This is a genomic window from Pedobacter steynii, assembly GCF_001721645.1.
In the GTDB taxonomy this organism is placed as follows: Bacteria; Bacteroidota; Bacteroidia; order Sphingobacteriales; family Sphingobacteriaceae; genus Pedobacter; species Pedobacter steynii_A.
The window spans coordinates 3,427,428-3,440,536 of sequence record NZ_CP017141.1 but is presented as its reverse complement, the minus strand read 5'-3'; the positions used below and the strand labels follow the sequence as shown (position 1 = coordinate 3,440,536).

Below are 13,109 nucleotides of genomic sequence, written 5' to 3'. Positions count from 1 at the left end.
GCTTAAAAAGTATATCTTAAACCAAATTGCACCTGACTTCTTGAACCATAATAATCCACGCTATAAGGTTTACCCGGCGCATTAAACTGGAAAGAAGGATATCCACCTGCATTTTGTTGTGGCGGAAACAATACCGGAGTTAATCCCACACTGGAAGTAGAGTTAAAGGTATTGGGTGAGAAATATTGAATGCCCCAACTTTTACTGATCAGATTGGTCAGATTCATCACATCTGCAGTCAGGGTGATGAATTGTTTCTTATCTCCTGAAACAAACAAATCATGGGAAAGGTGTAAATCGGCCTGCAGGTTCCATGGCGTACGCCCTTTATTTCTTTCGGTAAACTGCCCTCTTCTGCTGCTCAGGTATTCATCTCCATCCACATAAGCATTAAATGCTTCGGCTTGTTGCTGAGCAGTAACCAGTTGTCCGCCTGTATTGCGGTCCTGAAAATAGCGGATACTTTCTTCTCTATTCGGGATGTATGCCAGACTCACCTGTTGTGGCAAACCCTGAATGCTATTATTTACAATACCATAAGTAAACGGACTTCCCGATTGTGCACTGAAGAACAAGGAAACATTTGTTTTACCCTTGTTCCATATTTTATTGTAACTGATGGTGCTGACAATACGGTGTCTGATGTCAAAATTACTATTGGCCAATACCGGATTATTAGGTACCAGCGACTGGTTCAACTGCCAGTTCGATTCCATAGAGTTACGTACACCGTTCGACAAATCTTTAGACTGTCCGTAGGTATAAGCAACCGAAGCCTGCAATACCTCAGCAATATTTTTACTGATACTTCCGGTAAGGCTGTAACGGTATCCTTTACTGGTGTTACTTAACAAGTAAGTATTAGAAAAGCGCTGATCTACTGTCCCGCTATAAACCGGTTGTAGACGTGATTTATCATATCCATAATAAGTAGGATTGTCCTGCACATTGAGTTGTTGAAAAAGCACATCCTTAATGTTTTTAGTATAGATCGCCTCCAAGCCAAATTTCCATTGCGTAGGCGTAGTATAATCAATCCCCAGACTTGTTCTTAACACTTGCGGCATTACAAACCCATTGTCCACCAGGTCAATCTGAGTTTTTCCGCTATTGCGGTTATTGGTCGCCGCACCATTCTCCTGAATGAAATCTGCGATTCCATTTGGACCTCCTTTTAATGGATTACTACCTGGGACAAAAGGTTTCTGATCTGCTTTCTGATCAAAACCACCATAACTATCTCCGGTATTGTAAAAAGCATAAGCCAGCCATGCCATTGGAATCCTTCCGGTGAACAAACCTGCTCCCCCTCTGAGGATCAGACTCTGATCACCCATCCAATCGTACCTGAATCCTACTCTTGGTGAGAGCTGTACTTTGTTCAGGAAATTATTGGTAATTCTTTTTAGTGGTGTATATGTATAGGTACTTCCGAAAAATGGATCATCCATAGCCGTACGCGTTTTATCGCTCAGCTGCGGCATTTCCGGCAAGTGCGCCATATCAGCCCTAAGTCCGGGGATGACTTTTAACTTATCAGAAACACGGATCTCATCCTGGAAATAAAGACTATACAGGTTGACATTAAATTTTGCACCCGGATGATCCAGGATGTCATTTCTATTGTTGTTCTGGTAGTCATAAGCCCCACGAACGCGGTATGGATTGTTGTTCAGGTAATCCTCAATACTTAAATAATCTACCCTTCCATTCCATGCATTCACAAAACCATAGGTGATGTTATAAAACTCGTTATGGGTACCCAGGGTGAAGGTATGTTTCCCAAGGTTCCAGTTCAGGTTGGCGGTCAGCTCCAGTGTTCTTTGTTTCATATCAAAGATGCTGGCCTCACGATCTGTTCCTAAATAGATCGTCGTACCTGGGGTACGTCCGGCGATTTGCACCTGTGGCAGGCTTGGATCAGCCGATGGATCTCTGAAATCGTTTACCATCGTATAACCTGCCAGTAAATTTCCTGACAAGTTATTACTGAACCTGCTTTTTAATTCAGCCACGGTAGAACTTTGGTTATTTTTCTGTAGAAAGGCCATGCTGCTGAACCGGAAATCCTGTTGATCACGGTCCATATGCGTGGCTTCAGAAACGATGGTATTGTTCCTGATGGCCAATTGATGTTTATCGTTGATGTTCCAATCCAGGCGGTTGAAGAACTTACGAGATTTCGAATAGGTATTAAATTCACCTGCGGTACCTGCATCCAGGAAATTAGCGGCACTGATCGCCTTTGCGTCCTCCCCACTTAGGATATGACTCGTTTCCGCTCTTCCGGCCAACAGTTGCAAAGGATCTCTCCTGCGGGTAAATTCCTCATTGGTAAAAAAGAAAAGCTTGTTTTTAATGATGGGAAAACCTAAACGGAAACCTGCCTGATAATCGTAAAAATCACTGTTCATTTTACCCAATGTTCCTACCCTATCCTTACCGGTTAAGCTGGCATTCCGGCCAAAACCATAGGCAGATCCGCTGAGGGTATTGGTTCCGCTTCTGGTCACCGCATTTACGGATCCGCCGGTAAAGTTTCCAATCTTCACATCATAAGGAGCAAGATAGACCTGCATGTCTTCGATGGCATCGAGGGATACCGGATTGGTACGGGTAGAGCTTCCGGCCATACCTGAAGTTCCCGACTGTCCGCCTAAAGATGGACTAAAGCCAATTGCATCGTTATTGATAGCTCCATCGATCGTGACGTTATTGTAACGGAAATTTGTTCCGCCAAAACTATTGTCCTTACTTGCCTGTGGCACCTGACGGGTAATGTCGGTAATGCTTCTGGAAACCGTCGGCATATTGCGCACCTGATCGGCACTGATATTTTTACCTGTTCCATAAGTACTGGCCTGAGGCCCTCTTTTGGTAGCTTTAATCACCACTTCTCCCAGTTGCTGCGTCTGATCGGTTAGTGCAAAGTTTAATAATATTGCGGCACCCAGGCGAATGGTAATGCCTTCTTTCTTGTCCGTTTTCATGCTGATCATCGCTGCTTCTACGGAATAAGGTCCGCCGATACGAAGATTAGGTAAATAATATCGCCCCTTGGCATCGGCAGAAGTGGCATATTTAGTACCGGATGGTTGATGAATAGCAATCACCGAAGCGCCAGGCAAAACTTGTCCGCCGGCATCATAAACCGTTCCATTCAGGGTACCACTGGTTTCCTGAGCTGTTGCCACAAGGGGTAGCATCAGTATCAGGAATACACTTATTTTTTTGAGTATCTTATTTAAAATCATCTCTGAAATCTTAATTTTTAATTACTGGGTGATCTTCAACATACCAGTAATGGTATGCAGCACGCCGTTTCCGGTAAGTACATCCTGTTTCTTTACAGCAATAAATGCGGTATTTCCCGTTCCTTGTAATCTAATTCCTGTAAAAGCACCCGGAACATTCTCATTTGGAATGAGCTGAATCTGAATGGAATTCCCATCCAGCATCGTCTGATCGCTTTTTCCACTTGCACTAGTGCTCAGGATATAATCATAGACAAAGCGACGGTCTGTGATGATGTGGTAGCGCATTAACGCAGCAAGTGTTGCAGGATCTGCGGCATTGATATCAGCCAGACTGGACAACCCATAAGCAGCCATGGCTGCATTTTCAGGCGCGAATACTGTAAAAGAACCTTTACCATTGAGTACCGTCATCAAACCTGACCGTTGAATGGCCTGATAAAACAAACTCAGGCTCCTGTCTGAAGCAATGGCCTCGGTCACCAGTTCGTGTGTATAGGGTTCCAACATCTGGTCTACCACCTGAATCAATCCATTAGTAGCACGGATATTTTGTGATAAGACCCTGGAACCGTTAATAGTAAGCACTGTATCCGGGCCTTTTACCCAATGGGTGACAAATAGCTTTCCTCCGTTTGCAGAACGGATTTCCTGATTAAACAGAAAGGGCAGTTTATTCAATTCGTAGGTTCCGTTTAACAGATGATAGTTCATAATTGCAGAAATCCGGGAAGGCTCTGCACTAAGAATCGCCACAGCATTTGCGAAGCCCGCCTTGAGAAAAGCATCATCCGAAGGAGCGATTACCGTAAAGGGTCCTGTTTCCTGCATCTTTGCTTTTAATCCGCTACGATTAAGTCCTGTACTGAATACAGATAAGTTAAAATTATCTGCAATTACAGCGCTGATTTTGTTGCTGTCTTTTCCGGACGACTGTTTTTCCTCTTTTTTGCAAGCAGAAAGACTCACACTTAATGCGAGTACAGGCATCAGGATATATTTAAAGTTATTCATTGCGTTCATGTTAAATCATTCGTGATATGCGGGAATTACAATTTGAAGCCCTTTGGCAGCAGCAATCGGTCGACGATATGAACCGGCCCCATAATCGTATTGATATCCGACTCGATCACACTCGCTGCCGGGTAATCTGATCCTTTTACTTTTACTTTAATGACCCCACCTTCGTTATTGAAATCCAATGGCATTTTGTAGGCAGGAAAGGGTGTTGGATAGCCTCCAAGAACCAGCGTATAATCCCCCAAGACCGTATTATTTAAATCATTGGAGTAAAAATTAGTGGCATTGGCAGTACCCCGGCCTACGTTTGGTTCATCATGAGAAAAGAAGGTTCCCCATCTGTGATATCCAACTAAAGTATCGGTTACCAATCCGCCCTTTACGGCATAGGTATCCCAATCGACATAAGGCAATGGATTCCGGTTATTCAATTCCATCATTTCATCTACCGTATTGTAGCCAGCCTTACGGAAAGCATCATCAGTGATGGCAAAAATGGAATGAAAAGTAATGTTATAATCTCCAATCTCGCTTACCTTCAAACCAGCTGTAAAATCATGTTGAAAACTCCCGTAAGTCAGTTCTGCAAATAAAGCGTCTGTACGGGCAGTCAGGTCGAGGTACATTCCGAAGCGGCCATCCTCCTGGAGCACCTGTAAAATCGTCTTTGTTGGTTTGTGCAAAACACGGCTGACCGGCAAAAGCACGCCATTTTTTGCCAGAACAGCAGCGGCAGAGCCGGCTTTTTTACCATTTACAAAAAGCTCATTACCACTTACTTTCAGGTATTGGAGGTAAAAATAAGGAGCAGCTAAAGCTGAGCCCGAAAAGGGGGCTTTTACCTTTAGATAGGGGTTTTCCAACAGGGATTTCCCCGGATAATTGTCTACTCTGTCTTTTACATCTTCAGGATTAAAAGTTCCGGTTAGCGTATGGTAAAGCAAAATGCTGTCCAATAAAGCTGGCTCAGTACTATTGATTTTCTCCATGGTTAGTCCATCAGCAATAAAGGCCTCATTTGTAGGCACAAGCATCGTATAATACGCCTTATCTCCCTTTTCTTTCATGATCTTATCCATATTACTCCGCTCCCAGGCGGCCTTGAAAATGGTATAAGGAGAAGTATTCAGGACATCTTTCAGGCTGGCCGTAATTTCCGGATGCGGAACCGGTAGCCCCTCTACTTCGGGCATAAACTCTTTTTTTCTACAGGATGCCAGTGTAAGAAACAGCAGGCAAAAAGTAAGGATATGAATTGGTTTCATCTGTTTTGTCTTTAATTTTATCAATTTTTTAAGGCTTGTTCTGGCAGCAACAACACTCCTTTTACTTCATGCAAGACTCCGTTATCAAACAGGTGATCTGATAAGGCCGGAACACTCGCTCCTGCGCTTCCATAGATTACATTGGGGTAAGAAGGTGCCGTTCTCAGGTTTACACCTCCTGTAACCACTTTTGTAAAAAAGTCTTTCGTTGTAGACACAAATGAAAACCAGGTATCATTATCAATCTTTTTCGCCAGAAACTCCTGGCCATTGTTGACTTTAAACACCTCAAAATCTGAAAGGAAGAAATGGGTCTTGGGCAGGATATAACTTCCAAATAACCGTGTTCCATGATATTTCTGTACATCCATCTCAGCAATTGAAGCTTCAGTAATCCCGTTTGCTTCCAAGCCTTCATTGTCTGGCGCAAATACCGTGAATGGCCCAGCTGTGGCCAGCTGATCCCAGAATCCGAATTTCTTCAAACCCGCTACAAAAATGCTGTACTTCGGACGGGCTGCCAACCATGCCTGAATGGTCATTGCAGGCGTATATTTCATCACTTTATTCAGCATGTGCAGGGTTCCATTCGCCAGGGTTACATCCTTGCGCGTTACTGGAGAGCCATCAAAATAAAGGTCGTTGGCTGCAAAAGCAGCATTTCCAGGAGCATATCCCGCCATGGAAGCATACACCTCTGTCCCTGCCAAAGTCGCATAACGTACATCCACACCATTGTGAGGCATATCGCTAAACAATAGCCGTCTGCTCAGAATGTGTCTTTCCACAAGACTTTTAAGACTATCCTGGTTCATTTTGCTAAAATCTGAGGGGCGGTTAATGCCCAATTCCCGGAAGGCAGCATCATTGGGCACCAATAAGGTAAAGGGTCCGTTTTCTTTCAGTTTATCTGCCAGTCCGACCTTTTCCACAGCAGCGTAAAAAAGGGTCATGTCATAATTGTTCTTTATAAAATCTGTCGCCAGCCTGAAATTTTCATTTTCCTTTTCAATTTCCAGATCATTGTGCTTGCATGACTGGAGAACCAGCAGCAAGAATACGGGGATCAGGAGTAATGCCTGTGTTATTGATTTTCTAGTGTTCATTAGCATATTTTTAGAATCTGATCTGCATTGTTAATACATAGGTGGGGCATATTTTCGCTGAATCGTAGTCAGGTAAACGTCACCGTTTACAATTTCTATCGTATTTACCGTTGCAAAAGAGCGGGGATTATATTTTCCGGAATGGATGTTTACAATCATGTTTGGCAACTGCGCTGCATTGTCATTTCCCAACAGTGTCGATTTGCCATCCAGCATACAGTTGATCGGAGCCCAATTCCCTTCGGTATTCATGAGAAATGGTTCATAAGGATTATTTGCAGGATTCATACCGACCGCCATCAGGTCAAAACGTTGCCAGATATTGGTGTATATCCCATCTGAGTTAGGATCTGCGAACAGTGGAAAGCTATAGTATTTACTCACTTCCAGGACTTCAGAATTCCTTGTCAGCTGTCCCATGAATTTATAAGTACTGGAATAAACCGGACTCAACATTGTTTTCTCACTGGTGAACAGCGATTGAAAAATGTTCATGTTGTCCTTGATCCCATATCTCAATGAACCTGATTTTCTATTCGCTTCTTTCAGGTCGTCATTAGACTCCCGAAACCCTTTCGCACTCATGTTATAGAAATTCACGTAAACCAGTGAATCCGACAGAGGGAGCTTATGAAAATTTTCTTTTCTCAGGTAGATTCCGTTCTTCTTGGTCAGGAAATTTTTCTGCAGGATATGGAGCGTATACACCTCTTTTGAGTCCAGCATAATGGTGGTATCAATCAGCACTTTCTGCTTCAAGCGGGATTCCAGATTGAAGAAAGGCACGTTATTTACCGGGCGGAACATAAATACAATCCGGTGTTTTCCGGAAGGGATCTGTGCCCAGCTGCTCAGGTCAAAACCGTTCAGCACAGGACCTACAAGGACATTTTCCTTTCCCGGATACTCCGGATTTTTGTAAGAAGTACTGCTGCCCACATGGGAAGGATACGGAGGTGCATAAGGTTCTCGTTGATCGAGAAAATCGCCCTTAATGCCTGCCTTAACCGGTATTCCATCTTTATCCATTTCCGGATCAATCAACATCGTCAGGAAAGGGACTTCTTCATCTTTATTCTCCAGTCCGACAACATAATTCAGGTTATTGAAAACCCTTAAATAAGCGGGGTCATCTATTTTCGCATAATCGACTTTACTGCATCCGCTGGCAAAAAGCAGCAGAACCGCAGCACAGAACAATATATTTTGTAATCTTAATTGTGGCATAACGCTTCTATTTACTGTGTTTCACAATGATCATTTTAGCTTTCTCGCTGGCTGTAGCTTTGGTCCTGCCTACCAAAGCAATCGTATAAAAACCAGCCTCATGATTCGGCAATTCTCCCCTCACATACAGTTCAGGTCTGGCAATCAGGCTCCTGCCCGTCAACACCGGAATATCACTTGCCCAGGTTCCCGGAACCACTGATGGCGAGGAACGGAAAGCCATAATCTGGTACGCTCTGGCGTCCTGATAAGGTCTGATGTAAGGTGAATTCGTAGGTGCAATACCTGGCCTCAGGTTGTTGACTGCAACGGTATTAAATCCGTACACGCTGGAAAATGCCTGCGCATTATCTGTAGTCAGCGTGAGGTAAGGAACATCCGGGCAAAGGTTCAGGAAGCGGATACTGAAAGGAAATTCCTGTGTAAATCGTGAAGAAGAGGCATCATCTCCAGCTTCCCTAACAAATGTCCCGCTCAAATCATTGGCAACTGCGCTGATCGTGGTCTTGCCATTTGCATCGGGATGAACCCAGAAAGAGAAATTTGTGTTCGCATCCAGCTGAAAGTTTTTGGTTGCCAGAACGGCACCTGAAACATCTACTGCTTCGACAGTATAACCACCAACAACCAGACTTTGATAAGCGGTATGCGCCGTATAATTAATAGGGGCATCCAGCACTTTCCCATTGATCAGCACCTTCATTCCCGAAGTACCAGGAACTGCATTTACCGCCTGAACCCTTCCATAAGTCAGATTTAAAGGCTCGGAAATGTCATTTATGATACGGAACGAATTCTGGTAGCCTTTTACTGTTTCTCCGGGATTACCACTTCTGTAGGGAATATCAAATTCCCTTGCTGCCACTACAATCGTATAAATTCCACCAGGTGCATAGGTTTTTACCGGAGCATAAGTCAGTGTGGTACCAAATATAGTCGAGGTGCTTGCCTCCAATACATCTGGTCCACCGCCGGGAACCTGAATGCCATTTTGCGTCAGCACCTTCAATTGGGCAGTACCGTAAGGAAGTTCAATATATTCTGAGTATTGTCCGGGAAGGATATTACTGGTTTTATCGCTTACGGCTGTTCCATCTGCCCAGGTCAGGCTCATTGGGCCCAGCAGGTCTTCCATTTCCTGATCAGGAAGAACCTTAGCAGAGAGGTTTAAGATCCTGACCTTAAAATTGGCAGGGTTTGCCGGGGAAGCTACCGATCTTGGTATTTTGATAAACGAAGGCTGCCCGGTTACACCAGATGCCGGGGTGGGCAAAAGGTAATAATCCGTCCCTTGCTGAAATTCTTCCCTGACTTCCAGTTCCAGTGGATTTTCTATAGGATTATAAACTTTAGTTTCTACCAATACCTTTGCAGCCCCCTTATCCAGAAGATTTTGCGGGATAAACCAGGTTGTTCCTAATCTGCCATTATCAGGAAAATACAGTGTCCCCGGATATTGTCCTGTCATGGGATCGTTTGGGGCTCTGACCACATAATTCGTCAGGGTATCCCCATTTAGCTGCAGCTGATTATAACCTGCAAGGTTTACCAGTCTTACAGAGGAATTTTTACGGGCATCCGTTACTTTACGATTGTCAGATTGGAAATCTGTTTTATCCTTTTTACAGCCAATAATGGCCAGCATCAGGAAAAACAGCAGATATTTTTTTAGTTCTTTCATCATTAAAACAAATTATAAGTGAATCCCATCATAAATTCGCTGCCACGCTTATAACCACGGTTAAGGTATTCGTTTCCATACCAGGTACCACCAGTTCCAGGATTGGCATATACGGTTTTGATAGATGGATTCAGCAGGTTTTTCATGTAACCTTTAAAAATTACGTTCTTAAAAATCCGCTGACTGAATACGAAATCAAGGATCGGAACCGGACGGGTATACAGGTCAGGCTCACCAGTCAGGTTGATCTGTACCAGACGCTCCCCTACCATATTAAATGTTCCGGTAAGACTCGTTCCAGCACGTTTGTTGTTATAGTTCAGCCATCCGTTAAGGGAATAGGGTGCCTGCTCAAACAGCGGACTATTGCTTGGTGTATGTCTGTCCAGGGAACGGTTTGCTTCCAGACGCTCCGGTGATTTTTTAATCTGACTTTGGGCAAGCAGCAGGTTGGTACCGATAAAGAAATTCTGTAGCGGGTCCCAGATTCTACCCAGATCTTTTACAATTTCCAACTCTAATCCCCATACCTTACCAATGTTAGGGTCGTTTTCAAACCTGATGGTTGGATATTCCGGATAGGTTGCCGCCAGTCCACTTGTTTGCAAACTGAATACTTTATATAATTGGTTTTGAATGCGTTTTCCGAATAGAGAAACTGCAACCACCTCACCGTTGTTCGGGAAATATTCCCAACGGAAATCCAGGTTTTGGGTATATTGGTTGATCAGGTTTGGATTTCCGACCACCAAGCCCATCTGGAAGGCATCAAACTCAAATACGTTGGTGATCTCTCTAAGTTCAGGTCTCGCCAATGTCGTATTGTATCCCGCCCTGAAATTCATTTTATCTTTAAAGTTGTAAGTCGCGTTTAAGGAATAGTAAGGCTTGTATCCTGTTTTATAAACTGAGTTAGGACTCGTTAAAGACAATGGAATCCTTGTTCCTCCTGCACCGGGAGCAGTTAATGCAGGATCTAAGAACACCCCCGATGTATCTACTGCCGACTGGATATTGGTAGATTCAAAACGGAGACCTCCGGTTAACCTCAGGTCTTTTGTCACTTTCAGGTCGACCATCGCATAAGCAGCCTTGGTTTCAAAGAAACCGGTATAATTGTTCGGGGATTTCTGGCTATTGTATAAAAATCCACCTACCGGAGCTGCTCCTTCTCCCGTTCCCGGTGCCATCGGACGGATCCCGATAATCTCCGGACTCACCAGGCGGTCCAGATTTCCTTCGACCCTGTACAAGGGCAATGCGCCTAAAGAAGAGAAGTTAGAGCCCGGAAGAAACAACACATTCTCTGTAAAATCACGGTCGCGGTTCAGGTAATTGACCCCGGTTTTAAATTCCTGTTTTTCTCCAAAAAGTTTAAAAGGAATACTGATATCTGCTTTATAATTGTAATTCTTCTCATCCAGATTTCTGTAACGCCTGCCGTTGGGTTCTGCCTGGATAATGCCATAGGCACCAAATCCATTTACATAACCGGATGACAAGGCGTATAGATGGTCTGTGTTTACCAGCTCAGTACCTCCATTGTTAGGACCTGTTGTTGGCCTGCTGTAATAAGCGCCTCCTTTTGGCATGTAGTCTGCAAGGGTGATGAAACGATAATCCGGATCATTTTGACCTGCTCTTGAAGAAGCCACGTTATAACTTAACCTTGGTGAATATTCCCCGGTCAGGAATTTATGTTCTCCCTGAAGGTTAAACGTATTGAGCTTACGGTAAGATTGTTTAAGCGAGTAGATCGTACTGCGGACATCACCAGGCAACCCGGTGTATTCATAGCCCCCGAACATATTGGTCGCTTGTGTTTCACCGCCCCAGCTTCCCAGGTATTGCATGCTGATTTCATGCTGCGGACTAAAACGGTAAGTTAAACCCAATAAAGTTCCATAATTCAGGGTTTCTGTTCCTGTATTCTCTTTATAGGTCTGATATTTACCCATATATAAGCTATTTGGGGTAATGTAATTAGGTATATTCCTTGGGCTGCTCACTTGAGGATTACCTGTCACAACCCCCTGATAGATGCTATATTGCTGAATGTCACCACCCGAAATATCTGTGGTACGGCGGTAATAATTCCCACCTGCAATTACACCAAGTTTATGTTTTTTAAACAAGGTATAGCTGTTTCCGAAAGTAGCAGAGTACAACTGATTTAGAGGACTTTGTTTGTAACGCGTGGTCATTACCGGATCAAAACCCTGCATAATTCCATTGATTCTTTTGACTTCCTGTTTCATCTCCGGACTGTATCCGCTGTTGGCAATCATGCTCTGGATTTGCGGAAGTCCGCCTTTGTATTGTGTGGCAAGATTTAAGAAATCAGAGGATAAGTTTTTCTTGTTGATCTTATCGCCTAAGAAACCCATATCACTATTGAAAAAACTATTGTGTTGTCCGCCGATTCCGATATTGGAATTGAAACCAGATTGAATGATCACATCAAAGACCATACTGTCTGGTACGGATTTCGTCTTTAGCTCTACAATTCCGGCAGCAGCATCTGCAGGTTTATCCGGGGTTACTGTTTTATAAATCGTGATGTTGTCTAAAAGTGAGGCCGGAACCAGGTCCAAAGGAATAGAACTACGGTCCGGATCAGAAGAAGCCAGACGGACACCATTCAGTTGCCCGATCACACTTCTATCTCCCAAACCACGGATCGCCACATACTTATCATCTGTGATGGTCACTCCTGAAACCCTTTGTAAAGCCTGAGTGGTAGTAATACTTCCGGTACGTTCTATCTGCACCGCTGAAATCGCATCCTGTACAACGGCCGATTTTTTACGTTCGTCCAGCACAGCAACTTCGGTATTTGTTTTTCGCCTTGCCTGAACGGTTACCTCGCTGAGTTGAGTAGAAGAAGCACTTAAATTGATGCTCAGCTCTTTTGTCGCCGCATCCACTTTAATTTCCCTGCTTTGGTAGCCCATATAAGAAACGATAAGAATACCTCCGCCTTCGGGGACTGAGATTTTGAATTTACCGTTCACATCGGTAGATGCGGCAGTATTCGTTCCTTTCAGTTTTACACTAACGCCGATGAGGGTTTCCCTGGTTTTTGCGTCACTCACTGTTCCTGTAATGACAATAGGAACAGGTTTACTGTCGATCACCACATAACCTTCCACCAGTTTATATTGCAAACCAGTATTGGCCAGCAGCTTATTGATGGCTTCTCTAACACTGATCTGTGCGGCAACAAGCGTCACATTCTTCCTTTCCCTTTGTACAGATTGCTCTCTCAGGGAAAAACGGATGTTTCCTACCTTCCCAATTGCAGACAACCCCTGTGCGATGGTCACATTTTCTAACCGCAGGCTTATTTTATGATCAAGATCCTGACTCTTTACATTACTGGCCATCAGGACACTTATAAAAGTAAGCTGGGCCGCAATGAGGATAAAAGAGCATTTCATAATAAATCGAATTGAAGGACATTGTTTTAATCCTTTTTGCATATTTTTGAACATTACTGGTTTATTCGCTGCGAGGCGATGATCTGTTAAAATTCCGTAGCTGTTTACAGGTACGG

General features: G+C 43.9%; 7 protein-coding genes. All 7 read right to left on the bottom strand.

The genetic code is table 11. From position 1 onward, the window contains the following. Positions 1-2 precede the first annotated feature (2 nt). Genes BFS30_RS14380 through BFS30_RS14350 form a run of 7 tightly spaced genes read right to left on the bottom strand, consistent with a single transcriptional unit; the run spans position 3 to position 12,993 of the window. Positions 3-3,254 carry a TonB-dependent receptor gene (locus tag BFS30_RS14380; RefSeq protein WP_069379918.1) on the bottom strand — a complete coding sequence of 1,084 codons (3,252 nt, stop codon included), beginning with the start codon at positions 3,252-3,254 and terminating at the stop codon, positions 3-5. A gap of 21 nt (positions 3,255-3,275) precedes the next feature. Further along, a complete protein-coding gene (locus tag BFS30_RS14375; RefSeq protein WP_069382447.1) occupies positions 3,276-4,268 on the bottom strand; it encodes a fasciclin domain-containing protein in 993 nt (330 codons plus the stop codon). A gap of 35 nt (positions 4,269-4,303) precedes the next feature. Continuing rightward, the gene (locus BFS30_RS14370; RefSeq protein ID WP_069379917.1) at positions 4,304-5,539 is read right to left on the bottom strand and encodes a fasciclin domain-containing protein; all 1,236 of its coding nucleotides are present in this window, start codon (positions 5,537-5,539) and stop codon (positions 4,304-4,306) included. Positions 5,540-5,559: 20 nt separating this feature from the next. Beyond that, positions 5,560-6,645 carry a fasciclin domain-containing protein gene (locus BFS30_RS14365; RefSeq protein WP_069379916.1) on the bottom strand — a complete coding sequence of 362 codons (1,086 nt, stop codon included), beginning with the start codon at positions 6,643-6,645 and terminating at the stop codon, positions 5,560-5,562. A gap of 30 nt (positions 6,646-6,675) precedes the next feature. Beyond that, positions 6,676-7,872: a hypothetical protein gene (locus BFS30_RS14360; protein WP_069379915.1), complete on the bottom strand. Its 1,197-nt coding sequence runs from the start codon at positions 7,870-7,872 to the stop codon at positions 6,676-6,678. Positions 7,873-7,879: 7 nt separating this feature from the next. Continuing rightward, positions 7,880-9,556 (bottom strand): DUF4397 domain-containing protein, encoded by a 1,677-nt coding sequence (locus tag BFS30_RS14355; RefSeq protein ID WP_237028582.1) that lies wholly within the window; start codon positions 9,554-9,556, stop codon positions 7,880-7,882. Next, positions 9,556-12,993 (bottom strand): TonB-dependent receptor, encoded by a 3,438-nt coding sequence (locus BFS30_RS14350; protein WP_237028581.1) that lies wholly within the window; start codon positions 12,991-12,993, stop codon positions 9,556-9,558. The genes BFS30_RS14355 and BFS30_RS14350 overlap by 1 nt, the downstream gene beginning before the upstream one ends. Between the last annotated feature and the right edge of the window lie 116 nt (positions 12,994-13,109).

Excerpts from the sequence above, each read along its gene's own strand:
- BFS30_RS14355 (WP_237028582.1), bottom strand. The coding sequence starts at position 9,556 with ATGATGAAAGAACTAAAAAAATATCTGCTGTTTTTCCTGATGCTGGCC.
- BFS30_RS14350 (WP_237028581.1), bottom strand. The coding sequence starts at position 12,993 with ATGAAATGCTCTTTTATCCTCATTGCGGCCCAGCTTACTTTTATAAGT.
- BFS30_RS14360 (WP_069379915.1), bottom strand. The coding sequence starts at position 7,872 with ATGCCACAATTAAGATTACAAAATATATTGTTCTGTGCTGCGGTTCTG.
- BFS30_RS14370 (WP_069379917.1), bottom strand. The coding sequence starts at position 5,539 with ATGAAACCAATTCATATCCTTACTTTTTGCCTGCTGTTTCTTACACTG.
- BFS30_RS14380 (WP_069379918.1), bottom strand. The coding sequence starts at position 3,254 with ATGATTTTAAATAAGATACTCAAAAAAATAAGTGTATTCCTGATACTG.
- BFS30_RS14365 (WP_069379916.1), bottom strand. The coding sequence starts at position 6,645 with ATGAACACTAGAAAATCAATAACACAGGCATTACTCCTGATCCCCGTA.
- BFS30_RS14375 (WP_069382447.1), bottom strand. The coding sequence starts at position 4,268 with ATGAATAACTTTAAATATATCCTGATGCCTGTACTCGCATTAAGTGTG.